Source organism: Pontibacter silvestris, assembly GCF_020907275.1.
Lineage (GTDB): Bacteria > Bacteroidota > Bacteroidia > Cytophagales > Hymenobacteraceae > Pontibacter > Pontibacter silvestris.
In genome coordinates this window covers 65,047-91,911 of record NZ_JAJJWI010000005.1, presented here as the reverse complement: position 1 = coordinate 91,911, position 26,865 = coordinate 65,047, and the positions used below count along the sequence as shown (strand labels likewise).

Sequence of the window (26,865 nt, the reverse complement as noted above, 5' to 3'; positions counted from 1 at the left end):
CCTCGTTAATTAAAAGTTCTGCAGCATTACTATATCTTCTTTCGTAACTACACGGGCATTTGCTATTTTTACGCAAGAACAAACAGCATAAGATGGCATTAGAGAAAGACCCGGCTGAAGAGATCCTGAAGCTGACCGAACGTATAAACTTCCTTAATTATCAATATTACCAGAACAGTATTTCAGAAGTATCAGACTTCGAGTTTGATATGTTGCTGAAACAGCTTCAGCAACTGGAAGAGCAGTATCCGGAACTGCGTTCACCTAATTCACCTACACAGCGGGTGGGAGGTACTGTTACAAAAAACTTTAAAACAGTTTACCACAAATACCCGATGCTCTCGCTCGCTAACACCTACTCAGAAGAAGATTTGCGAGAATTTGACAAACGTGTTCGCAAAGTTGTGGGCGATGAGGTAGAGTATGTTTGTGAGCAGAAGTTTGATGGTGTAGCCATTAGTTTAACCTACGAAAACGGTTCATTTATACAGGGTGCCACCAGAGGCGATGGCACAAGAGGAGACGATATATCCAATAACGTACGCACTATTAGAGATGTACCTTTGCAAGTGCATGGCGAGGGCTTTCCTGATCTTTTTGAGGTTCGTGGCGAAGTATTTATGCCCTTGCAGGTATTTGAGCAGCTAAATGCTGAACGCGAAGAAGCAGGGGAACAGTTACTGGCAAACCCTAGAAACGCAGCCTCAGGCACCCTGAAACAGCAGGATTCTTCTATTGTAGCCAGTCGTAAGTTAGGTTGCTTTTCTTACAGCTTTCATTGTAACCAAAGCCCTTTCGATACACATTCGGAAAGTTTGCAGGCCATTCAGAAATGGGGATTTCAGGTATCGGAAACATGGCGCAAATGTAGTTCTGTCGAAGAAGTACTGGCTTATGTTAATGAGTGGGAATCCAAACGTTTTGAACTGCCTATTGCCACCGACGGTATCGTGGTAAAGGTTAACAGCTATGCATTGCAGGAGGAACTGGGATTTACCTCGAAAGTTCCTCGTTGGGCTATTGCCTATAAATTCCCGGCCATGAGTGTGGCTACACAACTGCTGGGCATACAATACCAGGTGGGAAGAACCGGAGCCGTTACACCCGTTGCCCTATTAGAGCCAGTTTCGTTAGCAGGTACAGTTGTAAAAAGAGCTTCCGTACATAATGCCAACGAAATACAGCGCTTGGACCTGCGCTTAAAAGATGTTGTGTTTGTAGAGAAAGGTGGTGAAATAATTCCTAAAATTACCGGTGTAGATTTCAGCAAGCGCCCGGCAGACAGTACACCAATAGAATACCCCACCCATTGCCCTGCCTGCAGTACCCCTCTTGTCCGTACAGAAGGCGAAGCTCATTTTTATTGCCCGAACGAAGAAGGCTGTCCTCCACAAATAAAGGCAAAACTAGAGCATTTCATCTCTCGCAAAGCCATGAACATTGATGGACTTGGTCCGGAAACTGTGGATCAACTTTATAATGTAGGCTTAGTTCAAAATGTTGCTGACCTGTACGACCTTCAGTTTGAACAGCTAGTAGGGCTAGAGAGAATGGGTGAAAAATCTGCCAACAATATTCTGAAAAGCTTGGAGAAATCAAAGGAAGCACCTTATGACCGTGTGCTTTTTGCTCTTGGCATCCGCTTTGTAGGTAGCACTGTCGCCAAAAAGCTGGCAGAGCAATTGCCAGATATGGAAGCTTTACGCGGTGCCAGTTACGAAGAATTAGTTGCAGTAAATGAAATCGGTGATCGAATTGCTAGTTCTATTATCGACTACTTCAAGAACCCGGACCATGTGGAGCTAGTAGAGCGTCTAAAAACAGCTGGGCTTAACTTTAAAGCTGAAGTAACCCCCCCCCCCTTGGAAAGCGATAAACTGTCGGGGCAGACATTTGTTATTTCCGGTGTGTTTGAAAGCGTAAGCCGTGAGGAACTGCAGCAGCTTATTCAAAGCCATGGTGGTAAAGTGGTCAGTTCTATATCAGCAAAGCTTTCCTACTTGGTAGCTGGCGATAAAATGGGACCATCTAAACTGGAAAAAGCTAATAAGCTTGGAATTAAAATACTTTCAGAAGAACAGTTTCTGGAGATGATCGGGTAACAAATATTTAGGGTGTAGGAGAAAATTCCTATACCCTAAGCTTCCCAGTTAGCACTATTTAAAACAGGTGCCTACACTTTTCGTTTACCTGTGTCTAAAAGAATCCTGCACTTATACCGATGTTTATCCTCTAAAACTCCGGTTTAATAGTTACAAATTCACTTTTTGTAGATACATAGCATCATTGCATATGCTAAATGCTATATTTTGTCTATATTTATAGTTAAAATATTAGTAGCCATAGCTTTATATTAAATACCCGAAACCGCCTGAATATATTGCAGATATTGTACCCATGAGTTTCACTTTACCTGAGATTGAAATGCGAAAAAGCTATCAGATAGCGTTACACGTTATTGGCTGGCTGGCCTTTGGTACGTGGGTATTTTACTTCTTGCATGGCAATCGTACCTTAAGCTTTAATAAGATACTGGATGTACTGGTTGGCCTTGGCTTTGGCTTGCTTACCTTTTACTTTAATTGGTACGTGCTCATTCCGAAGTTTCTGGCTGCTAACCGTATACTGGCGTACATTGCATCTGTACTGGCTACGCTCACAGCTATTGCTGTTATACGCTCTCCACTGGACTTTTATGTTTTCAGGCAGTTTAACCCTGGCATGGATGAGCCTTATAATGTGGAACACTTACTGGCATATATGATGGGTGGCTTAGTGGTTGTGTTTATAAGTTCTGCCATAAAAGTAACAGGAAACTATATTAAGAACGAGCGCCAGAATAAAGAACTGGAAAAACAGAAGCTAGTGGCTGAACTGGGCTATCTCAAATCACAGGTAAACCCCCATTTCTTGTTTAACACCCTTAATAATATATATTCACTGGCTTATAAACAATCGCCAGAAACACCAGATGCCATTATGAAGCTTTCCTTGCTGATGCGTTACATGTTGTATGAGAGTAACGATACACTGGTATGTTTAAAAAAGGAAGTAGATCACTTACATAATTTCATAGACCTACAGAAGCTGCGACTCAGGGAGCAAACCAGCATAAAGTTTACTATTGAAGGAGACCTGGAAGGGAAAGAAATAGCTCCTATGATGCTGATGACGCTGGTGGAAAACGCCTTTAAACATGGCTTGGTCAGCAAAAATGAAATAGGGATTGTCATGAACCTGGTTGTTGGAGAAAATTATCTGCAATTCAGCACGATCAACAACATCAGCACACATAAGAAGAAAGAATATGGGGGTATCGGTTTAAAGAACCTTAGGCGGCGCCTTAACTTGCTATACCCTCAAAAGCATAACCTTACTTTAGAAGAAAAGGATGGTACTTTCTTCGCAACTCTTAAAATCCATTTCTACCCAAACAACATATAAAACTATGACTATAAAATGCCTTGCCGTAGACGATGAACCGCTGGCGCTGGATATAATTGAAAGCTATGTAAGCAAACTTCCCTTTCTGCAGTTGGTTAAAACCTGTTCCAGTGCCACAGAGGCTATGCAAGTGCTTCAGGAAGAGCAGGTAGACCTTATGTTTCTGGACATTGAAATGCCGGAACTGACAGGAATTCAGTTTCTGAACATTCTGAAAAATCAGCCGCTGATTATCTTTACCACAGCCTATCCAGACTATGCACTGGAGGGTTTTAACCAGGATGCAGTAGATTACCTCCTAAAACCTATTCCATTCGATAGGTTTGTTAAAGCTGTTACAAAAGCACAGGAACGACTACACAGAAACGCCAAAACTTCTGAGGCTCCAACTGCTGCTGTAGTCCCACCACCTGCCCCTGCTGCCGAACATGACTTTATGTTTGTGAAAGCAGACTACAAAACCATACGAGTTGATTTTAAAGACATTCTTTGGATTGAAGGGCTAAAAGATTACATCATTATTCAGACCAAAGACCAGAAAATAATAACCTTGCTCTCCATGAACAAGATGATGGAAAAACTCCCGAAATCCCAGTTTCTAAGAGTTCATCGTTCTTTTATAGTATCGCTGCAAAAAATAGACAGTATTGAAAAAAGCAGAATCCGCATTGGCACAAAGGAAATTCCAATTGGCGAAGTTTATAAAGACCTTTTCCTGAAATGGGTAGAGGAAAACAACATTCAGTAAAAGTGGTTTTATAATTGTTTAAAGCTTCTTTAACTGCTTTAAACACACTAATCTCTCCACTTGTGTTCCTAACTATTCAGTAACACAAGTTTCATTTTCAGTTAAAAAGTGCAAACTTGCAGCTTCAAAGAGCGGTAGCTTTCCGCTTTAGTTTATTAAGCATGATACAAGAGAGATTGAAAGGGACAGGTGTTGCACTTGTAACGCCTTTTAAGGAAGATTTATCTGTAGACTTCGAAGGTCTGCGTAAGTTACTCGACTTCACACTAGATGGAGGAGTAAATTATTTAGTGGTGAATGGCACCACAGCCGAGTCGGCTACTACTACTGCTGCTGAAAAAGCAGAAATATTACGCTTTGTAAAACAACACGTAAACGGTCATGTACCATTGGTATACGGATTTGGCGGAAACTACACACAGCATGTAGTAGACTCTATTCGCGATATTGACCTGAATGGTGTTGCAGCTATACTTTCTGTTAGCCCTTACTACAATAAGCCTTCTCAGCAGGGAATTTACCAGCATTACATCCAAATTGCCGATGCCTCGCCAGTGCCTGTTATACTTTATAATGTACCTGGCCGCACAGGCAGTAACATAACGGCTGACACAACATTAAAGCTGGCTTTGCACAAAAACATTGTCGCTGTAAAAGAAGCCTCCGGTAACATGGAACAATGTATGCAGATTGCCAAGCACAAGTCAGAGGATTTCCTGCTGATTAGTGGTGATGACCTGTTAACGGTGCCCATGGTATGCTTTGGAGCTGCAGGGGCGATTTCTGTTATAGCCAATGCCTTTCCGGAAAAATTCAGCCGTATGGTGCAACTGGCACTAGAGCATAATTTTAAGGAAGCTACAACCCTGCTTTATGACATTATAGACATTAACCCGCTAATGTACGAAGAAAGTAACCCTGTTGGTGTAAAGGCTGTACTACAACACCTAGGAGTATGCTCTGCTGCCGTAAGATTACCATTGGCAGAGGCCACTGCTGGTTTAAAAGATAAAATTTATAAGCTACTATAACAATAGAGGCAAAGTACGGTGAAAGCCAAGTATTAAGTACTTGGCTTTTGTTTTATTGTAAAACTGTTTAAACTAAAACGTATATACGCTGTATCTAAGGCTATGCACCAACTGCGTCACCTTATTCTGTTTCTTCTTATATCTTTGGCAGGCTGCCATAGTAAGCCTGATGCACCTCAGGCGCCACTAACAGATCACTCGCACATGATAGACACGTCTGCTGTTGCCAACGAAGAAGCTGACACCTCAGGCCTGTACTCTATTCAGGACACAACGGCAGTAGCAGAATTTGTTGTTGATACAACTAACCTTACTCCTGAGCCTAACAACCCAATCAAAATTTTACTGGAAGGGCTTTATCATAAAGAGGAAGTCTGGAAGGGCGCAGAAGATAAACAATGGTTTGGCTTGTTTGACAAGAACGGTAGTTATGAGCTGCGCCCAACTTCGCTGAAGGTTGAGCCAGCCTTTGACCCAGCAGTAGATGCAACCAGGGTAACAGAAGAGGGTAGCAAACTTATATCAGGAAGGCAGGTAGTCGGAGCAGATACAAGCACAATGGTCTTTATCACTGGTCTGACAAACATAGAACCTGGGACGGTAGACACTGCCGCATTCGACAAAAACGTTATTCCCATAAATAAAGAAGCTGTACTTTCTTTTAAAGGTAAAGAATATCGTATTGAGGCTTTTGGCGACAGCACCTTACTTGAAACAGGAGATTATAGCTATAAGAACTATGGCTGGCGCATTTCAGGTCCGAAAAAAGGTAGGCTGCTGAAACAAGTTCTTTCTAAAGATGAAGAATTCCAGCAGTCTACCTACATCTTATACTGGGCTGGCGACATAGACCGTGATGGCATTCCTGACCTGATAGCAGAACTCTCTAATCATTACAACACAACAAGAACTGCACTGTTTTTATCTTCAAAAGCAGAAAAAGGAAAGCTGTATAAAAAAGTGGCTGTGTTTGACACCAAGAGTAAATAGCGCCTCTTTTATCTAGGCTGTACTCAGCAAAAAATATTCTACCTCTCTCCAATTGCTTTACCGGAAATATTGCTATTCCTTTGCTAGCATGAAACGCGTTGGCTTAAGCACACACCTTAAAGTTAGCATGCTGCTCGCAGCATTGCTTTGCCTGGTTATGGCTATAGCCACACCTGTTAAGGCTAGCTCCTGTGCTACAGCACCAGCCACTGTGGCACACACAGCAAGCGACCAGCTACCTTTTACTGTTATAGCTGGTGAAACAGTTTCTACACCCGCTCTGATAACATTACAGGCTGAGAAAGCACTGCTTTTACAGGTTATAGCAGCTGTTCTTAACCAATTGTACCCGCAATCAGGCGCAGAACAATTACCTAATCCACTATCTTTCTCCAGAGCTGTTACAGCACATTTCACTGCTCTGACCAAAGGGCCTTAAATTATTATCTCCTTATTTTGATGCCTGTGTATGATCTCTTCCTGAGGTTTGATACTATTTTGTTACCTATACAGGAAATGAATACATCTAATACCTATCGGTAAATTCAGCCGCCGGCATGGTCTAAGCTCACATACATATTATTACAAATCATGGAGATTTTTCAGTACCTGATTGATTTCATACTACATATAGATCAGCACCTGATCGAGCTTCTGCAGACTTATGAGGGATGGATGTACCTCATTCTTTTCCTGATTGTTTTCTGCGAAACAGGGTTAGTAGTAACACCTTTCCTGCCCGGAGACTCTTTGTTGTTTGCCTTAGGTGCCCTGGCAGCCATTCCATCTTCCGGATTAAACCTGCTACTGATTTTGGCAATACTTTGTATAGCAGCCATTCTGGGAGATTCTTTTAACTATTTAACAGGAAGTATGCTAGGCAACAGAATCTATAAAAAGAACTACTGGTTTATGAGGCAAGCACACATTAACCAGACACAGCGCTTTTACGATCGGTACGGCGGGCGTACCATTATCTACGCCCGGTTTGTGCCCATTGTGCGCACCTTAGCACCATTTGTGGCCGGTGTGGGTAAAATGAACTACCGGAATTTCCTGTATTATAACATTGCAGGTGCGCTGGCATGGGTTTTAATTTTCACCCTTGCAGGTTATTTGTTTGGAAACATTCCGGCTATAAAACAAAACTTTTCTCTGCTTATACTAGGCATTATTGCTCTTTCTATAGCCCCACCTGTAATTGGCCTGGCTAAACGCCAACTACAGTTAAGAAGGAGTAACGGAAGCAGTAGCCTGAAATAAACAACACTATTACCTATTATTTTATTACTCTGCTTAAATGAGTTTACAACATAAAACCGCAAGTGTTTCTTCTGCTGGTTTATTGATTTCTCTAGGCATTATATACGGTGACATAGGCACATCACCGCTGTATGTGATGAAAGCAATAATTGGAGAGGGTTCTATTTCTGCATTGCTAGTTTATGGCGGCATTTCCTGTGTGTTCTGGACTTTGACACTGCAAACGACTATCAAGTATGTCATGCTTACGTTACAGGCCGACAATAATGGCGAAGGAGGCATCTTTTCCCTTTTCGCCCTTATACGTCGTAGAGCGTCCTGGCTAATTATTCCAGCTATGTTAGGTGGTAGCGCCTTACTGGCAGATGGAATTATTACGCCACCTATTTCAGTGTCATCGGCCATAGAGGGCTTGCGCATACTCTACCCTTCTGTACCTACAGTACCTATTGTGTTGGCTATACTTACCATACTTTTCCTGATGCAGAAGTTTGGTACCGAAATAGTAGGAAAAGCGTTTGGCCCAATCATGTTCCTGTGGTTTGCCATGCTGGGTTTTCTTGGTGCTCTGTCAGTTTTAGATCATCCTGAAATTCTGCAAGCTTTAAACCCCCGTTATGCTTACAACTTACTGGTGAATGACCCGAATGGCTTCTGGCTTTTAGGCGCAGTTTTCCTTTGTACAACAGGCGCTGAAGCACTTTACTCAGACCTTGGCCACTGCGGAAAGCAAAATATTCGCATAAGCTGGTTCTTTGTTAAAACCTGCCTACTACTAAACTATCTGGGGCAGGGTGCCTGGCTGATGACCAGAACAGGTAGTACACTAACAGAAAACCCTTTCTATGGCATTATGCCAAGCTGGTTTCTGCTTTTAGGTGTCATCATAGCCACCATTGCTGCTATCATAGCCAGTCAGGCACTGATAACTGGATCATTTACACTTATCAGCGAAGCTATTCGCCTTAACTTATGGCCAAAGGTAAAGCTGGTTTATCCTACGAATCAAAAGGGCCAACTTTATGTACCTAGTGTAAACTGGTTACTTTGGCTGGGCTGTATGGGAGTGGTGCTTTACTTTAGAGAGTCGGAACAAATGGAAGCAGCTTATGGACTGGCTATAACGTTGGCAATGCTGTCTACCACTATCCTAATGAGCTATTACCTGTACTTAAAGTACAAGTCAGGTATTATGGTGGTGTTGTTCCTGATTCTGTACATCAGCATTGAAGGAGCCTTTATGATAGCTAACCTAAGCAAGTTCCCGCATGGGGGTTGGGTATCGCTGCTTATTGCGGGCGTACTTGTTACTGTTATGTACATCTGGATAAACGCTTACCACATTAAGCGAAGCTTAACAGAATATGTACGCCTGAAAGATTATATGCCTGCGTTAAAAGAGCTAAGCAAGGATGAAACAATACCTAAATATACTACACACCTGGTATTTATGACCAGCGCCCCTAACCAGAAAGAAATTGAAGCTAAAATTATATACTCAATCTTTCAGAAAAGGCCTAAGCGCGCAGACATATACTGGTTCATCCATGTGGAAACGACAGACGAGCCTTACACAATGGAATACACCGTACAAACCCTCGAAGAGCAGGATGTTATACGAATCAACTTTAAACTTGGCTTTAGAGTAGAACAGCGCATTAACATGTTTTTTAAAAAAGTGGTTGAAGAACTCGTAGAAAATGGTGAGGTTGACATCACCAGTAGGTACTATTCACTAAATAAACAGCACTTGATAGGTGATTTCAGGTTTGTCGTTCTTGAAAAGTTTCTATCTTTCGACAATGATTTGCCTCTTAAGAAGCGCCTTATCATGGAGTGGTACTTTAACATCAAAGAATTTACCAGCTCCGAAAGTAAGTGGTTTGGGTTGGACTCTAGTTCAGTGAAGGTAGAAAAGGTGCCTCTTGTAATTATGCCAGCTCAACTTCCTCAGTTAAAAAGGGTAATGGTTTAATTTTTAAAAACTGGTATGGCTTTAACTCAACAAAAACTTCAAGAGCAGTTCTCTGTTCGAAACATTCTATTGCCTCTGGTTTTAGGCCTGGGTGTTATTGGTTATATGCTGTACCAGCACAATGAACCTGGAAACTGGCAGACTCTCCTGCATGCCAGCCCCTTTTGGATTAGCATGGCGCTGTTTGTACTGTTTGTCCGCGATTTTGGCTATATGTACCGGATCCGTCATATTACAGACAAAGCCTTGAGCTGGCGGCAGAGCTTTCATGTTATTATGCTGTGGGAGTTTGCCTCCTGCATGTTGCCATCTGTAGTGGGTGGCTCTACAGTAGCCACTTATATCCTTTACAAGGAAAAAATCCCATTAGGAAAATCGTTGGCTCAAGTAATGGTTACAGCCATGCTGGATAATTTTTACTTTATTCTGGCTGTACCCTTAGTGCTTATATTTACACAAGGGCAGTTTCTGCCAGAAATGATTGGCCTAAGCGATACCCTTCGCCATAGCTTAAGTGTAGCTTTTGTTATCAGCTATGTAATGGTAGCATTATATGCTTCTATCATGTTTTACGCCCTGTTCATGAACCCAAGAGGCATTAAACACCTTTTGCTGCGCATAGGCAGGTTAAAACCTTTCAGAAGATGGAGTGAATCACTGTTCCGCCATGCCAACGAACTGCTGATCGCTTCCAAGCACCTGCGCCATAAAAGTAGCTCCTACTGGTGGCGCGCCATCATTTCTACTATGTTTGTCTGGACGGCTCGGTACATCATAATCGGATGTCTGATAGCTGCATTCACACATTTAAACCTGTACGACCACTTACTGATCTTCTCCAGAAACCTGATATATAAAATCGTTTTGTTTGTATCCATAACACCAGGTGCCGCAGGCATAGCCGAGTTAGCTTTCCCGGCTTTCTTTGGATCTTTTGTAGGGGGGCTTACAACTATTGTAGTACTGTTTTACCGCCTGCTGACACATTACCTTTACCTGGTAGTAGGAGCAATTATTTTTCCGCGCTGGATGGCAAATGTATTTAAACACAGCTTTGCAGGCGAACAGGAACAAAATATTGTTCCTGTTTTAACCGAACATACTATTCCACTTAAACCAATGGCTGTACAGCAGCCGATTTATGAGCAGATTGCTTAAGAACCTTGTTAGAAGAAAAAGTGCGACGGCACTACTTACTGATTTTAGAGAAGACGGACATGTGGCAGGCACTGACCTGCTGCGCACCCTGCGTCTGAAAGATTTAGTGGCTTTTGGCATTGCCGCCATTATCGGAGCTGGCATTTTTAGTACCATTGGCAATGCCAGTGCAGCAGGTGGGCCAGGTGTCTCTTTGTTATTTATTTTTACTGCAATAGCCTGTGGCTTTTCTGCCCTTTGCTATGCTCAGTTCGCCTCTACCGTTCCGGTAGCTGGTAGTGCCTATACGTATGCTTACACCTCTTTTGGAGAACTGGTAGCCTGGATTATTGGCTGGGATTTATTAATGGAATATGCCATCGGCAACATTGCGGTAGCTATTTCATGGTCAGATTACTTTACGGCTGTACTGAATGGTATTGGGCTGGCAATACCAGAGTACCTCACAATGGACTACCTTAGTGCCTCACGTGGCTATGTACATGCCCTTGAACTAATAGCACAGGGTCATGTACTATCTGCATTGCCAGGCAACCTGCAAAGTGCTTACCTGGCCTGGCAGGCTGCCCCAACGCTTGGGGGAGTCAAACTGATAGCTGATATACCTGCCCTGGGCATAACCGTATTGATTACGTACCTGGTGTACATCGGTATCAAAGAGTCGAAGCGTACAGCAAACCTACTGGTACTCCTGAAGCTGATTGTTATTTTTATTGTAATAAGTGTGGGTGCCTTTTACGTTAGCCCTGCAAACTGGACTCCTTTTGCCCCAAATGGTATCTCAGGAATAATGAAAGGCGTATCGGCTGTGTTCTTTGCCTATATCGGTTTCGATGCCATATCCACCACTGCTGAAGAATGTGAGAATCCGCAACGTGACCTGCCCCGAGCCATGATTTATGCTCTTATACTTTGTACTGTGTTGTATGTGGTATTAGCACTGATTCTGACCGGAATGGTACCTTATAATGAACTGGCAGTGGGCGACCCGCTAACCTATGTGTTTTCTAGGGTTAACCAGGATGCCATTGCAGGTATAGTGGCAGTTAGTGCTATTGTAGCGATGGCCAGTGTGCTGCTGGTGTTTCAGTACGGGCAGCCTCGTATCTGGATGACGATGAGCCGTGACGGGCTTCTGCCAGCGGTGTTTTCGCGCATCCACCCAAAGCACAGAACACCTTCTTTTGCCACTATTGTAACAGGTTGTGTAGTAGCTATTCCAGCTTTGTTTATGAACCTGACAGAGGTAACAGATTTAACCAGTATAGGTACTCTTTTTGCATTTGTATTAGTATGTGGAGGTATACTGGTACAAGAACAGCACCTGGAAGTGCCGACTTCACAGAAAGCTTTTAAAGTGCCTTATATCAATGGGAAGTTCATATTGCCGTTACTCATTATAGCCGGGCTGGTTTTACTTATCCTTTACAATGGTACAACAGGCATAGCACATTTTTTTAGTATAGAAGACGGAAGTGCCACTGGTTGGGATGTGTTTAAACATAAGATTCCGCTAATGGGATTCATCTTGGTTATAGTTGTTATGACGGTGCTGACTTTTACCCGAAACCTGTCGCTGATTCCTGTATTGGGATTGCTTACTAACCTTTACCTGATGACGGAATTAGGCATTACTAACTGGAGCCGTTTTCTGATCTGGCTGGTACTGGGCCTGGTTATTTATTTCTCCTATGGATATAAAAACAGTAAGTTAGCTACAACGAAAGAAGCTGCTGTAAGCGGAAAATAAATTCATGGAAAACAGAAAGAATATAGCCGTTGTTGTCGCCACACTTGTGTGGCTGGCTGTGCTATGCTTTTCTGTTTTCTATAAAGCACAACAATTAGCCGTAGCACCAGTTTATACTACGGCTACTTCTGAGGAGCACCTGGAACAGGAGTATAACAGCTTTGCTACAGCCTGGTCAGAAGAAGTGACAGAGCATGGCTCTGCAACAAATACCATCAGTTACAGCTTATCTACTGTTCTTTTAGCTTGCGGTTTTGTATTATGTTTTTATGAACGCGACGCAAAAAAGGTTCTCCGTTCTGCCGTCAGCCTTTCTTCTATTTCTCTCTGCTGTAAGATTCTCCCCAACGGCCCCTAGTTTAGGTTAGTTTTGTTGATTTGCTTGTACACTGTGCAAGCCTCTATTCTGGCAGTTCATTTCTTAATGAACTGCCAGACCTTTTGTTCCCTAATCATCAAACTAAAGCTAAACAATTAATGTCTAAAAATATTTTTACGACAAAGTCCATCGATAAACTCATTATAGAGTCTGAAAGCGGAGAGCATGGCCTCAAACGTACACTGTCGGCCTCTAACTTGACCATGCTTGGTATTGGCGCTATTATCGGTGCTGGTATATTCGTGCTTACAGGCACTGCCGCAGCAAATGCTGCCGGTCCAGCCATTGTACTCTCTTTTATTGTAGCCGGACTAGGCTGTTTATTTGCAGGCTTATGCTATGCAGAGTTTGCATCCATGATTCCGATAGCAGGAAGTGCCTACACTTACGGCTATGCTACCTTAGGCGAGTTCATCGCCTGGATTATTGGGTGGGACCTTATTCTGGAGTATTTATTCGGGGCAGCCACAGTTGCTGTTGGCTGGAGTGGTAACTTCGTTAGTTTACTTAAATCTGTAGGTATTGTCGTGCCAGTTGCTATTGCCAGTGCTCCTCTCGCTTACGACGGAAGCACATTCACTGCCACAGGTGCGGTTATAAATTTGCCGGCCATCATTCTTATACTGGTAATGACGGGACTGCTAGTCATTGGTATTCAAGAGTCTGCCAAGTTTAATAACATTATAGTCTTTGTTAAGATTGCCATTGTTTTACTGGTAATCGGTTTTGGCTTTAAGTATGTAAATACAGCTAACTGGGAGCCTTTTATTCCTGCCCGTGAGATTTTGGCCGATGGTGGAGCACGCTATGGCTGGCAAGGCATTATACAAGGTGCCGCTGTCGTATTCTTTTCCTATATAGGTTTTGATGCCGTTAGTACTGCCGCACAGGAAGCAAAGAACCCGCAACGCGATATGCCTGTTGGTATGCTGGCCTCTCTAGGTATCTGCACGATACTGTATATCTTAATGTCACTGGTATTAACAGGCCTCACTTCTTATAAAAATCTTAATGTACCAGATCCGGTATTAGTAGCGCTTTCAGCAGCCGGACCTGCACTAAAGTGGCTGTTCTTTTTTACAGGTATTGGTGCTGTAGCAGGGCTGGCCTCTGTAGTACTGGTAATGCTAATGGGGCAACCCCGCATATTTTATGCGATGTCCCGCGACGGTTTACTGCCTGCAGTTTTTGGTAAAGTTCATCCGAAGTTTAATACACCTTATGTAACCACTATAGTTACAGGTATTATAGCTGCTCTTGTTGCTGGTATATTTCCGATAGGTTTACTGGGTGAGTTGGTAAGTATAGGCACTTTATTAGCCTTTGTGATTGTCTGTGCAGGCATTATTCTGCTTCGCCGGACAAGCCCTCACCTGAACCGCCCTTTCAAAACTCCATTTGTGCCTCTGGTACCTGTTCTTGGAATCCTGATATGTGGCTACATGATGCTTAACCTGGGCTTCGACACCTGGTTACGCCTGATTATCTGGATGGCTATTGGTATAATAGTGTACTTTACTTACGGGCGCCACCACAGTAAACTGCAAAAACAGAAAGAGCAGGCCCCTAAAGCAGTCATGAGCTAAACTAACCAAAAATTTAGCAGCATATTATAGGTCATCAATATTACTGTTTAAAGGGAATATCCTGTTTATGTATAGCTATGCTCCTTAGTAAAGCAAGGTTAATAGTTGTTCTATTATAGCAAAGCTTATCCAGTTTAGCTGATAATCAGCTATATATAAACAGCCCTTTATTACAGCATTTTGTTTAAAGTTAAAACGATAATAAATCAATTTAAACTGATGAAGCAAAAGCCTGCAGCTGAATGCAACGATAACTACCTTTCAAACACATCAAAAAAATCATCCTTAAAGAACATTTTATGAAATTAGTTGACTACATCGTCTTCTTAGTCTACTTTGTTATAGTAGCTACTTATGGCACCTACATTTACCGAAAGAAAAGAACAGAAGAAGTTGATTCAAAAGATTATTTCCTGGCAGAAGGTACACTAACTTGGTGGGCAATTGGTGCATCGTTAATTGCCTCCAACATCTCTGCCGAGCAATTTATTGGTATGTCTGGTTCTGGTTTTGCCATGGGCCTTGCCATTTCCTCTTATGAGTGGATGGCTTCTGTGACACTAGTAATAGTAGCTGTTTTCTTTATTCCGATCTATTTAAAGAATAACATCTATACTATGCCTCAGTTTCTCTCGCAGCGGTACAACTCTACCGTAAGTACTATCATGGCAGTATTCTGGCTGCTGGTATACGTATTGGTTAACCTTACTTCAATTCTTTACCTTGGAGCTCTGGCAATAGAAACTGTTTCCGGTATAGACTTCACAATATGCTTGTACGGCTTGGCACTCTTTGCCATCGTTATAGCCTTAGGTGGTATGAAAGTAATTGGCTACACCGACGTTTTCCAGGTACTGGTGCTGACCTGCGGCGGGCTTGCTACCACTTACCTGGCACTAGACCTGGTTGCTTCCCAATTTGGTGGTTCCGGTATAATGTATGGTCTTGAGGTAATACAGCAGAAAGCAGTGTCGCATTTGCACATGATACTGGACGAGGGACAGTTAATGATGCCGGACGGTATGGGAGGCACCCGCGATGCTTACATGGATTTACCATCCATTTCTGTATTGATCGGGGGCATGTGGATTGTTAACCTGAATTACTGGGGCTGTAACCAGTATATTACACAACGAGCCTTGGGCGCAGATCTGAAAACTGCCCGAACAGGTATTCTGTTTGCTGCGTTTTTGAAACTGCTTATGCCAATTATAGTAGTTCTGCCAGGTATAGCTGCTTATGTACTGTTTAAGGATGGTCTTTTTCAGAAGGAAATGATGAACGAAGCAGGTAACATCAAACCCGACCATGCTTATCCGGTACTGCTTAACTTACTGCCAAACGGTTTAAAAGGTCTGTCGTTTGCAGCTCTTACGGCTGCTATAGTTGCTTCACTGGCTGGTAAAGCAAACAGTATATCAACCATTTTCACGCTGGACATCTACAAGAAATTCTTCAACCAGAAAGCCAGTGAAAAGAACCTCGTGAACGTAGGCAAGATTACGGTAGTGGTTGCATCGTTTATTGCTATTGTTGTAGCTCCGTCATTAAGAAATCTGGATCAGGGGTTTCAGTATATACAGGAATACACTGGCTTTATATCTCCGGGGGTGTTTGCTATTTTCTTACTGGGCTTTTTCTGGAAACGCACTACTTCCTTAGCCGCCATGGTAGCTGCTGTGTTAACTATTCCTTTGTCTACGTTCCTAAAATTTCAGTTTGCAGAGGTTCCGTTCCTTAACCGTATGGGAATAGTTTTTCTTGTTCTGACAGCTTTGATGATTGTGGTAACACTACTGGAAACCAAAAGCAAGTACAATACGAAAGGCCTGGAAATAGATGCCTCTATGTTTAAACCTACTGTCTCTTTTATAATAGGTTCCATCATAATTGTGGGGGTTATTTCAGCACTTTACATTAGGTTCTGGTAAGAATCTGCTATCAATAGACAGAAGCCATTTGCAGTACGCGCACTGCAAATGGCTTCTGTCTATTGATAAGTTTGTGAAGGCTCCTATTGAAGTCTCACCTATTATTCGCCCCTCTTTACAAATCGTACAACATGTGGGCCTGCATCAGTATAAAGCCGGAGAATGTACATACCTTCCGGCAGCGAAGATACATCGCAGGACACTTCACTGTCTGTTGCTTGTTCAATAACATTACTTACCATGACTGATCCGGCTGAATTAAATATTTCATACCGTTGCAGTTCCTGCTTTGCCAGACCATCAATTGTCAGAACATCTACTGCAGGGTTAGGGAAAGCTTTCAAAGCAAGGGACTGGCTACCCTCACTGCTCACGCTGATGACAGATGATTTTGTAACCGTACCATCGAAATCTACCTGCTCCAGCAGGTAATATACATCTCCCCGTGGTGTATTTTTATCTGAAAAGGAATACTTATGTGCTATTGCTGTGGTTCCGTACCCATCAATCTTACCAATCTTTTTAAAGCTAAAAGCATCTGTACTTCTGGTAATATTGAAGTGGCTATTGTTGGTTTCTGTAGCCGTTTTCCATTCCAACGCTACTGTTCCACCAGATCCAGCTTGGGCTCTGAAGTAAACCAGTTCAACAGGAAATGGTGACTCTGTTGAAAAACTGGCGGGGTTACCTTTAGCTGCATTTACATTATAGCGCACATTTTCGTTGGTATTATTTAATTCATAAACCCTTACCCAATAGTCCAGCCCCAAACCTAAACCTGTTACTGTTACGCTGTTTCCGTTACCTCTATATACAACCTGTTCACCACTTCTTTTAGCATCATAATCATTATTAGCAATAGAAATATCTGTGCCTTCTGTTGGGTTAGTAAATTCTTCAGAGGTATTAATTTTTACTAATCTACCCGTTCCACTACCGTTTGTCCAGGTTATTGTCAGTGTCCCTCCATCAATATTACTGAAGGTGATATCAGATGCTTGCTTTTCAGGAGCAGCAGGTGATGTTATAAAGTATAAGTTGTCCTCTGCATAAGAAGTACCTTCACTGTTGGTGGCATAAGCACGCACATAATACAGAGTGTTCTGCTCCAGGTTAGTAATGTTGCTAACGAAAGTATCAGCATCTGATTCACTTATTAGTACATTATCATCTAAAGTAGGTCCTGGTTGTGTACTCCAGACTATACCCTGGGCAGTGATTGCTGCCCCTCCAGTGGAAACAACTTCACCTCCTGTAACAGCAGTGCGCGCAGTTACTTCAGATGGATCTATGGTTGAAAGAACAGGTGTAGATACAACACCTGTACCACTTACAGGTATCTGCTTACTAACTGTACCTGAACCACTGGCGACTGTCACGTTCCCATTATAAGTTTGTGCCGACATCGGTTTAAACCTAATGGCTACTTCTGCATCAATTTCTCCGTCTGATAACGCTAGTGTGACGGGGTTACTGGTATAGGTTTCTGTTGCCTCCGTATAAATTTCAAACCCTGCCGGAGGCGTGACAGTGACATTATCCGTTAATCCATTGCCAGTAACTCTAAAAACCTGTCCTTCTGATTCACGCCCTATGGCCTCCTCTCCAAAAGATAAACTAGCTGGCGTTACATTTAAAGCAGGAGAGGTTGTAACAGTTATGTTGTTGATCTGCATCCTGGGACGGCTACCTGAACCTGAGAGACCAGCTGTAACCAGGTAAAACCTTATTCGGGCATTACTACTTCCATTTAAACTTTCAGGCAACGGTACATTTATTATTTCTCCATTTTCAGGAGAGTTATTTGTGATTGTAACTTCAGAACCTGGCAGATCAACAAACTCACCTGATCCACCATAAGCCTGTATTTTAAATATGGATTGTCTGTTTCCTGATGTGGGCCCGTTATTTAAGGAACTCCAGTTTAAAGAGATGGTGCCTGCTGTAGTGTCAGAAAAATCAAGATACAGATCGAAAGCAGCAGCTCCTCTGGCAGGGTTTGAGGATGTTTCGCCTGTGGCTAACATTACTATTGCATGAGTTCCACTAGCAGCTTTCCGCATGCCCGGAGAAAAGGTGTTAGATGCAAAAACGTCATTTTGATTAGGTGCAACAGGGAGAGCAGTTAGTGGCTCTGTTGCCACTCCGAATCTTTCGGCTCCCGAACCACCTTCAAAGTTGTTGCCCCAGTTGCTAATTCCGCTAAAGTTTTCGAAGTAAGTGCCACTTCTCATCGGGAATGGCTCTGGCTGTCTTTCTTCTTGCCCAAGAGCAGCTCCAGGAAGTATGACAAGTAAAAACAATACTATCTTAAATAAACTTACTTCATAAACATTTGAGTACTTATGGTACAATTTCTTCATAATACAAGCCGTTTGTTAGTTAACCTTAACACACTACTTATATTTGAAACTGATTTTATTTCAGCTAGTTACAAATTAAACTACAATAACAGGTATTACTTACTTAGCTGCAACCTCTTATAGATATTATACTATTTTATATTATACAAATATTTTATATACACATATAAAATATAAGAGCTACTCCATGTTTAGAATAGCTTTCTCAAAGAAGTAGTAAACAAACCCTTACTTTACAACAACCTGTTCTGCCTGATGATAAAGTTTCTTTTTTAGCCAAAAGGCAACATTAACCAATAAGATAAGTGCTGGCACTTCAACCAGTGGCCCAACCACACCGGCAAAGGCCTGACCAGAATTCAGCCCAAATATACCTATGGCTACTGCAATGGCTAATTCAAAGTTGTTACCTGCAGCAGTAAACGAGATAGCAGCGTTTTGTGAATAATCAGCACCAACTGCTTTACCAGCAAAAAAACTAAGCAGGAACATAACGGCAAAGTAGATGACTAATGGCAGAGCGATCAGCAGTACATCAAAAGGTATGTTAACTATGGTATTTCCCTTTAAACTGAACATAACCATAATAGTGCATAAAAGGGCTACTAGCGTAACAGGGCTTATAGCTGGTACAAACTTATGCTGATACCACTCCTCCCCTTTCAGGCGACGCAGCACGAGGCGCGACAGGAAACCAGCCAGAAAAGGAACTCCTAAATATAAGGCTACACTTTGTGCTACTTCTCCCATGCTAATACGTACCACTTCACCCTCTATACCAAAAAAAGGAGGCAACACGGTAATAAACAACCAGGCATACAGACTATAAAACAACACCTGAAAAACGCTGTTAAAAGCTACCAATCCGGCAGCATACTCCCTGTCTCCCTCTGCCAGCTCATTCCACACTATAACCATGGCAATACAACGGGCAATACCAATCATGATAAGGCCAACCATGTACTCCGGGTGTTCCCGTAGGAACAGGATAGACAGTAAGAACATTAACACAGGTCCGACTATCCAATTCAGCAACAGCGATACTGACAGCACTTTTATGTTCCTAAAAACTTTACCAAGTTGTTCATAGCGAACTTTAGCCAAAGGCGGGTACATCATTAGTATTAATCCGATTGCTATAGGAATGTTAGTTGTACCACTCTGAAAGGTATTGACAAAACCTTCCACTGCAGGCACAAAATATCCGAAAGCCACTCCTACACCCATTGCTACAAAGATCCACAACGTCAGGTAACGGTCCAGGAAAGAAAGCTTTTTCCTGTTTATAGTAGAGTTACAATTGTTTCGACTCATCAATAAAAATTTAAACTTTAAAAGTACAGCATGCTTCTTATATCCTGTTTGATCAGCCACTAATAAGCTGTTCGCAACATACTGGCAAACGCGTTGGGTAGCGGACTATCTTCTATAGCTTTGGCAGCTTTTTCTATATCGTACTTTACTCGGATAAACTCCACTTTAATACTCTCTGCCTCAGAGGCAGAGCTATTCTCATCGAGAGTAAGAAGTACATAACAGGCACGCGTATCACCGTCTTTTGGCTTACCTACAGAACCGAGGTTAATAGCATGTCTATATTTCACCTGCCCTTCTTGTTCATAAGCAAGCCAACGATGGAAAGGTTTATGCGTGTGGCCAAACAGCATTATATCTGCACCTGCCTCCTCCATAATTCGTTGGAGGCTTTTCTCCGGCCGGTTTTCGAACAGGTATTCATTAATTTTACGGGGACTGCCGTGAACCATCAGCACACGAAGTTCTTCTCCTCCATTCATCTCAAAGCTGAGGCACATATGGCGCGGCAGCATACGGAGATAAGCCCTGTTGTCCGGAGAAATAATAAGATTTGTATAAGCTATTGACTGACTTCCTCTGACTTTATCTTCATCTGTTTTATAGGCACAGCCACAGTCATCACTATTAAGGCCTACTCCCTCTTCATAATTACCCGCCAAGGTTGGAATATGACGCTGCCGGATAGCTTCTACCACTTCATTTGCCCATATATTGTAACCTACTAAATCTCCAAGGCAATAGACAAAGTCAGGCTTTTGCTGATCTATGTCGGCTAACACAGCTTCTAAAGCAGGCAAATTAGCATGTATATCACTAAAGAAAGCAATCTTCATGAGTTATCACTGAATGGTTTATAGAGGCTGCTGAAACACCCTCTACTGGCTAAATGTGCTAAATTCGCTTCACAAGAAACAATAGTTTAAACAGCTAACAAGGTAGCAACACTTATGCTTTTAATTTATAAATCAATAACCTCTAACAACATCCACTGCCTGGAGGGCAGCTGGCTCCTTCTTCCCCATCTGAAAGCTGAACCATAGGCTTCTCCTGCTCTGCAGGCATACAACAGGTAATAGCATCTGTAAGCTCATAATGAGGGTCATTGAACTCAGCATCTTCATAAAAATAATAGACTTCCCATTGTACGCCATCCGGATCATCAACCCAGAATTTATCCTGAACAGCGTAGCAACAAGCAGTACCAATTTCTTCTTTTGATACCAAACCTTTCTCTTTAGCAATACCAAGGCGTTCCTCCAACTCCTGCTTCGTTTCTACCTGAAAGCCAAGGTGTCCGAAATTCTGCTGCACCCGCTCCGCGTTCTCTACAAAAGAGATGATTAACGCAGGCTTATCTAATACATACTTAACATAGCGAGGCTTTACCTTAGCTGGCTCCTGCCCAAAAAAATCAGTATAGAAATTGGTGGTCTTGCTGAGATTAGCCACATACAGACTCACATGCATTCTCGGAAAAAATGTTGAACTCATAGCTTTAAAGACATTTATATTAAGACATCAACTAACAGCCACAACTGCTACAGCTGCTTTGGATATTATTCAGAAAGTTTCCTAATGATTGCGTGGCTGCATCAAATTTCTCCTGATTTATGCAATAACAGACAGTAAGACCATCTATTTCTCCCTGTATAAGACCCGCGTTCTTTAGCTCCTGTAAATGTTGCGACACAGTAGTGCGACTCAAGGGTAAAGCATTGGATATATCGCCTGAAATACACGTTTTTACCTGGGCAAGATGTTGTAAAATGGCAACACGTGCCGGGTGTGATAAAACTTTTGCAAGCTGCGCTACCTCCTGCTGCTCCAGGTTAAATTCTGTTGATTTAGTATAAGCCATTATCTTACAATGTAGTATAACGCAAACATACGACATAGTTATAAAAAAGGCAACTACCATAAAGTTTTTTCTTGGATGGTATAAACAGCAAAAGTCGCACAGTTCCCTCTGCTGCGGCTTTTGCTGTTCTCTTATGCTAAACTATAATCCTTCAGGGTATTTTATTATGACGCCCTTACCTTTTTTACTTCCTTCGCTGGCAATATACATTTCGCCTTTGTTGCTAAAGGTTAGCCCCTCTGGCTGGGGCAATTGTTTCTTGTCCAGGTTAGCCAGCTTATGCACCTGCCCCTGCTCATTTATTATAAGGATCAGGTGGTTTTCTGCATCAAGTAAATATATTTCACCTGTTACAGGATGCTTTTCTATAGATGAAGGCTGTAGAAAAGCATATTTATTGCCTTTTTTAGACTTAGCAGTAAGCTGTTCCTGTGCCAGTGATATTTTTACAACAGGTTGTGCTGTCATTTTTTTATCAGCTAAAGAGAAAGCATAAATTGCTTTGTTGTCGCCGAGGCTTTTATCAAATCCCTTACACGCTATCAGCAAACGATTGTTGGCTTTATCATACGCCAAGCCCTCTGTGTCTTGTGTGTCAGCTAAGTTAGATTTATGTAGCGTTACTTTGCGACTATCACTCTTGAAGTTGGCTATCTCATAAATAGCGCCATCGCTTCGCAACACATAAGCCGTATTCCCAACCACAGAAATACCTTCATAATCACCAGGGCCAGCAAATTCTATTTTACGATCTACTGCCTTTGTTTTAAGGTTATAAAGGTAGACTGCTCCCTCTTCGTCCTGTACACAAGCTATTATTTCGCCCTGTAGCATGGCAATGGAAGACACTTCACGTAGTTCAGTAGGTAGCTCCCACTGGGTTTCAGTCGCTTCTTTGTCAATAGATTGGCGGCTTATGCTATTCACCAATATAGTTCTGTCAGAAGCTGTATTTGCTACAGCAGCTTCTTGCTGCTGCCCCAGCAGTTTACCTGATTCGCTGAAGTTTAGGATAAACTCATCGTCGTCCTTTTCCAGCTCAATGCTATAGCTACTCTCTCCGTTTTGTTGTATGCGATGCGCCTCTTCTATTTTGTGTGAGGCATACTGCTCCTGCAGTACATGGAGTACCTGTTCTGGTAAATACTGCTCTTCAATTTCTTCGGTAAGCATTATTAATTCACCGCCAGCAGTAAACACTGCCGTTCGTTCCCGACCACTTATCTCGAACTCAGCTTCATAGTTACCCTGCTCATCATCCCACTCCGCATTTTCTACAGCAGGAAACAGCTCTGTAAGTTTTTCTTTTACCGCTTCAGGCGTCTGTTCTTTACCCCAACTGGTATCACATGCACTGCCTCCGCCTAGAATAACAGCAAAAGCAAGTGCATTTATTATCTGCTTTTTCATCAGTTACATGTTTAGTTAAAATATAAAGCTACGGCCGCATTCTGTTGATATCTTGAAGCTGTTATTTATACCGCTCCGCACTAAGCCTGATGCAAACGCTATGCATACCATCAGCATAATCATATGATGCCTTCATTCTATATACGTCACATATTTTTTTTACCAGAGCCAGGCCAACTCCTAAGGAACCAGATGCTCCTTTGCTACTCATAAAGCGCCTAAAAAGCTCCTCTGGCGGCCCCTGAAGCTCCTCCCCTGTGTTTTTTATACAAAGCTCATCTTTTGCAAGAATCACCTGAATGGTACCTCCTTTATAATTATGACGGATGGAATTAATCAGTAGATTTGACAGTAACACTTCAGCCAGCCCACGGTTCATATATACATACACTGGCTCCAGTTGAGATGGCAATAATGTTAAGTCCTGCATCAGCACCATCTCCTGAAACTGCTCCAACTGCTCTTCCAGTAACTCTTGAAACGGCACTGGCTCCTGCTCTCTGAACTCTCTGTTTTCGATACGAGTCAGCAGGATCAGGGACTTATTAAGGCGTGCCAGCCGGCTTACAGAGGCATAAGTCTCTTCCAGCATTCTAGCCTGATGTGGCGTAAGGTTTTCGGACTGCATAAATAGTTCCAGCTTACTATTCACTATGGCTAAGGGTGTTTGTATTTCATGAGAAGCATTTTCGGTGAACTCCTTCAGATTCAGATAATCGTTGTTGATTTTCTGCATCATGGCCTCCAGTACTTCCTTCAGTTCCTGAAATTCTTTGGTGCTGGAGTTTTTGAGCTTTAACGGCTCATGCTGTGAAGGACTATAGCGCTTAATTTTGCTTAAGGTATTGTAAAAGTGGCGCCAGGTATATTTGTTGATGACATAGTTTACAGCTACTAAACCGAGTAGCAGCAACAGGAATATCCATCCCATTGCCAGCATTGTACTCTCAAACAGGTCCTGGAAATCTATCAATGACTTTAAAATGGTGTATTCGTAAGGCTTACCATTCTGGCGGGCAGTAAAAGTTAGGCGCCGGAAGGGAATATATTCTTCATCGTAGCTACTATAGATTAGCGTATCAGCCAAGTCTTCTATTACAAGATTCTCTTCGTTTGCCTCACGCACTATAATCGCTTCCGATATGCCAGAGGTAACATTCGGCAACCTGTTATGTTGCCGGATAAACGCAATAATATTCTCTTTGTCTGTGAACAACTGGTCGTCCACCTCATCGTAAATCTCTACCTGCATTATTTTATAGAAGCTGATGCTCCCCACCAGGAACACCACTAATGACACCATCAGGTAATAGAGACTTGTTTTTGTAAGTACCCGCATTAACAGCTAAACTTATAGCCCAGTCCGTACACTGTCTGAATATAATCTTCGCTACCGGCATCAATAAGTTTGCGGCGAAGGTTCTTTATGTGCGTATACACGAAATCCAGTGAATCCAAGGCTTCAATATGATCTCCCCATAAATGCTCAGCAATAGAGTCTTTGGTTACGACCCTGTTGCGGTTAGAAAGCAGGTACAGCAATAAATCGAATTCTTTTTTTGTCAGGGTAAGCTTTCTGCCCTCTATCGAAGCTTCAGCAGAGTCCGGAAATATCTCCAGTAGCCCAACCCGCACTACTTTCTGCCCATTAAAATTTCGCCGCCTGATTACTGACTTTAGCCTTGCATTAAGTTCTGACAGATGAAATGGTTTAGTCAGATAATCATCTGCGCCTATTTCCAATCCTGATATTTTATCATCTAAAGCATTTTTAGCAGAGATAATGATAATGCCCGTTTCAGGACTGTTCTCCTTTAATAAACGCACAATATCCAAGCCACTACCTCCAGGCAAAGTTAAATCAACTATCACGCAGGCGTAGCTGAAATCAGCTGCTTTTAAGCTTGCTGTTTTATAATCTTCAGCTGATTCACACACATATCCTTCCTGCCGCAGGTAATCTACCATCGACTCATTAAGAGCGTGTTCGTCTTCTATCAATAATATCTTCATTCTATCTGTCTTACAAAAACAAGAATAGCAACAGATTCTGAAGCTATTCTGTTGCTATTCTGTATTAGTACTCTTACCTGAATAACCACGACATTAAGGTAGCAACTATTCAGCAGCTCAGTTAAGGAAACGTAGTAATATTCAGGTCGTCAGAAGTATTAAAATACAAAGAAGCCGTAGTGGTAGCTACGGCTTCTAAATGGAGAATATAGTCTGTTGCTAGTACACTAGCACTATCGGTTATAGCCACCAAAGTAGCCATAATAGTTATCGCTTCTGTCATCCAGGCCATTATGATCATTACCAAACTCACGGAAGTCATTTACACTACCGTACCCCATATCGTGTCGGTAACCATGATTGCCACGGCTGTCAAAATCGCGGTACATGTCTCCCTCTTCCGGATTGTCGTAGTTGGGGTTATAACCTTGGCTATAGCTGTACCTTGTAGTACGGTTTGCATAAGGTCCTTCTGAATAAGGAAATTTACGTATGGTATCCAGATCGTTTTCAGACCCATAAGGCAAGCCATAATTTTCTTCGCGCGGAACGCCAGTATAGTTAGTAGTATCGTACATCTGGTTGTAATAGTCCTCTCTCATTCCACGCTCTCCGCCTCGCTGGCCATACTGCTGGCTTTTCTGAATGCGGTAAGGTTCTTCTCTGTCACGGTTTCTGTCTGTCCAGCGCCCGCGCTCAGAATCATTTCCTCTAAAATTATGGTCCCTGCTTTGCGGGTTCTGGTCTTGAAAGCGGCGACTAAATTCGCCGTAATTTGAATTTCTGTCATTTCTCATAGCTCTTTATATTTATAAAGCGACACGAGGCACAAAGCCTTGTGCCGCTTTGTTTAACATTGCCTTAAGTATTTTAGCCCCTGCGATTTCTGTCGCTGTCATAGCGATCATTTCTCTGGTCGCTGCGGCCATTCCACTTTTCAAGGTTGCTGTAGTAGCTATCTTCCCCAAAGTGGGATCTGTCCTGATTGTAGTTTCTGCCAGAGAAGCCTGTACTGTAGTCGTTATCATACATATTATTGCCATGCTCATATCTTCGATAAGATTCGTAGTCACCACGGGATGACCTGCCCATAAATCTATCGTCTCTGTTATCTCTACGTCGCACATCATGGCCAAAGCGTTCATCTGCCAGTCCCAGATGGCCCCATGGCTCCTCTTTCTTCCTTAGGTCATCATAATCTCTGTTACTATAATCGGCTCGTGCTTCATAATGGCCGCCTGAGTGGTAGCCATCTTCAGGGATATAACTCATTCCGTAAGGGTTATCTTCACTTTCGCGGCCACGGCTATAATCTTCGCCTGCATAGTAAGCTCCCCCGGCCTGGAAACGGCCTTGCGGGTACATCTTTCCATGATCTGCATTTGAATTAAAGCTTAAATCGTCACCATATTGGCTTGCTCTGTTATTTCCATAGCCACGATTAAAGTGAGAGTCTCTTACATAGTTACCGCGGTCAGAGTTCTGACCGTGATGGTGACCATGCAACCAACGAGGATCTCTTTCTTCATCTCTATTTCTGTCGTCACGATAATCGTCTCTTCTGTTATCTCTCATAGTTATTAGGTTTTGGGTCTAAACATGTTTACACACTTGTTTACGGCAATAGGCCGCTGTAGGGTTAAAAAAAG

General features: G+C 42.5%; 23 protein-coding genes. 13 read left to right on the top strand and 10 right to left on the bottom strand.

Annotation, left to right across the window (positions count from 1 at the left end; genetic code table 11):
* Positions 1-92 precede the first annotated feature (92 nt).
* The 13 genes from ligA to LN995_RS06065 all read left to right on the top strand — a co-directional run bounded on the left by ligA (position 93) and on the right by LN995_RS06065 (position 16,255).
* Positions 93-2,102 (top strand): NAD-dependent DNA ligase LigA, encoded by a 2,010-nt coding sequence (gene ligA / locus LN995_RS06125; protein WP_229959440.1) that lies wholly within the window; start codon positions 93-95, stop codon positions 2,100-2,102.
* A gap of 295 nt (positions 2,103-2,397) precedes the next feature.
* Entirely contained in the window at positions 2,398-3,444 is a 1,047-nt protein-coding gene (locus LN995_RS06120) for a sensor histidine kinase (RefSeq protein ID WP_229959438.1), read from the top strand.
* Positions 3,445-3,448: 4 nt separating this feature from the next.
* Complete coding sequence (locus LN995_RS06115) at positions 3,449-4,192, top strand: LytR/AlgR family response regulator transcription factor (protein WP_229959436.1); 744 nt, start codon at positions 3,449-3,451, stop codon at positions 4,190-4,192.
* A gap of 161 nt (positions 4,193-4,353) precedes the next feature.
* On the top strand, positions 4,354-5,223 hold the full coding sequence (gene dapA, locus LN995_RS06110; RefSeq protein WP_229959434.1) for a 4-hydroxy-tetrahydrodipicolinate synthase: 870 nt from the start codon (positions 4,354-4,356) through the stop codon (positions 5,221-5,223).
* 102 nt (positions 5,224-5,325) lie between these two features.
* Positions 5,326-6,213 carry a hypothetical protein gene (locus LN995_RS06105; protein WP_229959432.1) on the top strand — a complete coding sequence of 296 codons (888 nt, stop codon included), beginning with the start codon at positions 5,326-5,328 and terminating at the stop codon, positions 6,211-6,213.
* Between the two features lie 88 nt (positions 6,214-6,301).
* Positions 6,302-6,652 (top strand): hypothetical protein, encoded by a 351-nt coding sequence (locus LN995_RS06100; protein ID WP_229959430.1) that lies wholly within the window; start codon positions 6,302-6,304, stop codon positions 6,650-6,652.
* Positions 6,653-6,804: 152 nt separating this feature from the next.
* Positions 6,805-7,476 (top strand): DedA family protein, encoded by a 672-nt coding sequence (locus LN995_RS06095; RefSeq protein ID WP_229959429.1) that lies wholly within the window; start codon positions 6,805-6,807, stop codon positions 7,474-7,476.
* A 37-nt stretch (positions 7,477-7,513) separates the two neighbouring features.
* Positions 7,514-9,451, top strand: coding sequence for a KUP/HAK/KT family potassium transporter (locus LN995_RS06090; RefSeq protein WP_229959427.1), 1,938 nt, complete (start codon positions 7,514-7,516; stop codon positions 9,449-9,451).
* Between the two features lie 15 nt (positions 9,452-9,466).
* Positions 9,467-10,609 carry a lysylphosphatidylglycerol synthase transmembrane domain-containing protein gene (locus tag LN995_RS06085; protein ID WP_229959425.1) on the top strand — a complete coding sequence of 381 codons (1,143 nt, stop codon included), beginning with the start codon at positions 9,467-9,469 and terminating at the stop codon, positions 10,607-10,609.
* Positions 10,593-12,359, top strand: coding sequence for an amino acid permease (locus LN995_RS06080; RefSeq protein WP_229959423.1), 1,767 nt, complete (start codon positions 10,593-10,595; stop codon positions 12,357-12,359). Before LN995_RS06085 ends, LN995_RS06080 begins: the two co-directional genes overlap by 17 nt.
* Positions 12,360-12,363: 4 nt before the next feature.
* Positions 12,364-12,717, top strand: a complete 354-nt coding sequence (locus LN995_RS06075) for a hypothetical protein (RefSeq protein WP_229959421.1) — start codon at positions 12,364-12,366, stop codon at positions 12,715-12,717.
* 119 nt (positions 12,718-12,836) lie between these two features.
* Positions 12,837-14,324 (top strand): amino acid permease, encoded by a 1,488-nt coding sequence (locus LN995_RS06070; protein ID WP_229959419.1) that lies wholly within the window; start codon positions 12,837-12,839, stop codon positions 14,322-14,324.
* Positions 14,325-14,623: 299 nt separating this feature from the next.
* The gene (locus LN995_RS06065; protein WP_229959417.1) at positions 14,624-16,255 is read left to right on the top strand and encodes a sodium/sugar symporter; all 1,632 of its coding nucleotides are present in this window, start codon (positions 14,624-14,626) and stop codon (positions 16,253-16,255) included.
* A 101-nt stretch (positions 16,256-16,356) separates the two neighbouring features.
* On the opposite strand, the gene LN995_RS06060 is transcribed toward LN995_RS06065, so the two are convergent.
* From LN995_RS06060 to LN995_RS06015, 10 genes are all read right to left on the bottom strand, one after another.
* Entirely contained in the window at positions 16,357-18,618 is a 2,262-nt protein-coding gene (locus tag LN995_RS06060) for a T9SS type A sorting domain-containing protein (protein ID WP_229959416.1), read from the bottom strand.
* Positions 18,619-18,846: 228 nt separating this feature from the next.
* Complete coding sequence (gene arsB / locus LN995_RS06055) at positions 18,847-19,932, bottom strand: ACR3 family arsenite efflux transporter (protein ID WP_229959414.1); 1,086 nt, start codon at positions 19,930-19,932, stop codon at positions 18,847-18,849.
* 59 nt (positions 19,933-19,991) lie between these two features.
* Complete coding sequence (locus LN995_RS06050; RefSeq protein ID WP_229959412.1) at positions 19,992-20,768, bottom strand: metallophosphoesterase family protein; 777 nt, start codon at positions 20,766-20,768, stop codon at positions 19,992-19,994.
* Between the two features lie 142 nt (positions 20,769-20,910).
* Entirely contained in the window at positions 20,911-21,426 is a 516-nt protein-coding gene (locus LN995_RS06045) for an ArsI/CadI family heavy metal resistance metalloenzyme (protein WP_229959410.1), read from the bottom strand.
* A gap of 31 nt (positions 21,427-21,457) precedes the next feature.
* Positions 21,458-21,793: an ArsR/SmtB family transcription factor gene (locus LN995_RS06040; protein WP_229959408.1), complete on the bottom strand. Its 336-nt coding sequence runs from the start codon at positions 21,791-21,793 to the stop codon at positions 21,458-21,460.
* Between the two features lie 141 nt (positions 21,794-21,934).
* The gene (locus tag LN995_RS06035; RefSeq protein WP_229959406.1) at positions 21,935-23,203 is read right to left on the bottom strand and encodes an SdiA-regulated domain-containing protein; all 1,269 of its coding nucleotides are present in this window, start codon (positions 23,201-23,203) and stop codon (positions 21,935-21,937) included.
* 61 nt (positions 23,204-23,264) lie between these two features.
* The gene (locus LN995_RS06030; RefSeq protein ID WP_229959405.1) at positions 23,265-24,542 is read right to left on the bottom strand and encodes a sensor histidine kinase; all 1,278 of its coding nucleotides are present in this window, start codon (positions 24,540-24,542) and stop codon (positions 23,265-23,267) included.
* Positions 24,542-25,216 carry a response regulator transcription factor gene (locus LN995_RS06025; RefSeq protein ID WP_229959404.1) on the bottom strand — a complete coding sequence of 225 codons (675 nt, stop codon included), beginning with the start codon at positions 25,214-25,216 and terminating at the stop codon, positions 24,542-24,544. Before LN995_RS06025 ends, LN995_RS06030 begins: the two co-directional genes overlap by 1 nt.
* Positions 25,217-25,449: 233 nt before the next feature.
* Complete coding sequence (locus LN995_RS06020) at positions 25,450-26,013, bottom strand: hypothetical protein (RefSeq protein WP_229959403.1); 564 nt, start codon at positions 26,011-26,013, stop codon at positions 25,450-25,452.
* A gap of 73 nt (positions 26,014-26,086) precedes the next feature.
* Entirely contained in the window at positions 26,087-26,791 is a 705-nt protein-coding gene (locus tag LN995_RS06015; protein ID WP_229959402.1) for a hypothetical protein, read from the bottom strand.
* Between the last annotated feature and the right edge of the window lie 74 nt (positions 26,792-26,865).

Bases quoted from the DNA above. Each gene is read 5' to 3' on its own strand.
- ligA (WP_229959440.1), top strand. From the start codon at position 93: ATGGCATTAGAGAAAGACCCGGCTGAAGAGATCCTGAAGCTGACCGAA.
- LN995_RS06120 (WP_229959438.1), top strand. From the start codon at position 2,398: ATGAGTTTCACTTTACCTGAGATTGAAATGCGAAAAAGCTATCAGATA.
- LN995_RS06115 (WP_229959436.1), top strand. From the start codon at position 3,449: ATGACTATAAAATGCCTTGCCGTAGACGATGAACCGCTGGCGCTGGAT.
- dapA (WP_229959434.1), top strand. From the start codon at position 4,354: ATGATACAAGAGAGATTGAAAGGGACAGGTGTTGCACTTGTAACGCCT.
- LN995_RS06105 (WP_229959432.1), top strand. From the start codon at position 5,326: ATGCACCAACTGCGTCACCTTATTCTGTTTCTTCTTATATCTTTGGCA.
- LN995_RS06100 (WP_229959430.1), top strand. From the start codon at position 6,302: ATGAAACGCGTTGGCTTAAGCACACACCTTAAAGTTAGCATGCTGCTC.
- LN995_RS06095 (WP_229959429.1), top strand. From the start codon at position 6,805: ATGGAGATTTTTCAGTACCTGATTGATTTCATACTACATATAGATCAG.
- LN995_RS06090 (WP_229959427.1), top strand. From the start codon at position 7,514: ATGAGTTTACAACATAAAACCGCAAGTGTTTCTTCTGCTGGTTTATTG.
- LN995_RS06085 (WP_229959425.1), top strand. From the start codon at position 9,467: ATGGCTTTAACTCAACAAAAACTTCAAGAGCAGTTCTCTGTTCGAAAC.
- LN995_RS06080 (WP_229959423.1), top strand. From the start codon at position 10,593: ATGAGCAGATTGCTTAAGAACCTTGTTAGAAGAAAAAGTGCGACGGCA.
- LN995_RS06075 (WP_229959421.1), top strand. From the start codon at position 12,364: ATGGAAAACAGAAAGAATATAGCCGTTGTTGTCGCCACACTTGTGTGG.
- LN995_RS06070 (WP_229959419.1), top strand. From the start codon at position 12,837: ATGTCTAAAAATATTTTTACGACAAAGTCCATCGATAAACTCATTATA.
- LN995_RS06065 (WP_229959417.1), top strand. From the start codon at position 14,624: ATGAAATTAGTTGACTACATCGTCTTCTTAGTCTACTTTGTTATAGTA.
- LN995_RS06060 (WP_229959416.1), bottom strand. From the start codon at position 18,618: ATGAAGAAATTGTACCATAAGTACTCAAATGTTTATGAAGTAAGTTTA.
- arsB (WP_229959414.1), bottom strand. From the start codon at position 19,932: ATGAGTCGAAACAATTGTAACTCTACTATAAACAGGAAAAAGCTTTCT.
- LN995_RS06050 (WP_229959412.1), bottom strand. From the start codon at position 20,768: ATGAAGATTGCTTTCTTTAGTGATATACATGCTAATTTGCCTGCTTTA.
- LN995_RS06045 (WP_229959410.1), bottom strand. From the start codon at position 21,426: ATGAGTTCAACATTTTTTCCGAGAATGCATGTGAGTCTGTATGTGGCT.
- LN995_RS06040 (WP_229959408.1), bottom strand. From the start codon at position 21,793: ATGGCTTATACTAAATCAACAGAATTTAACCTGGAGCAGCAGGAGGTA.
- LN995_RS06035 (WP_229959406.1), bottom strand. From the start codon at position 23,203: ATGAAAAAGCAGATAATAAATGCACTTGCTTTTGCTGTTATTCTAGGC.
- LN995_RS06030 (WP_229959405.1), bottom strand. From the start codon at position 24,542: ATGCGGGTACTTACAAAAACAAGTCTCTATTACCTGATGGTGTCATTA.
- LN995_RS06025 (WP_229959404.1), bottom strand. From the start codon at position 25,216: ATGAAGATATTATTGATAGAAGACGAACACGCTCTTAATGAGTCGATG.
- LN995_RS06020 (WP_229959403.1), bottom strand. From the start codon at position 26,013: ATGAGAAATGACAGAAATTCAAATTACGGCGAATTTAGTCGCCGCTTT.
- LN995_RS06015 (WP_229959402.1), bottom strand. From the start codon at position 26,791: ATGAGAGATAACAGAAGAGACGATTATCGTGACGACAGAAATAGAGAT.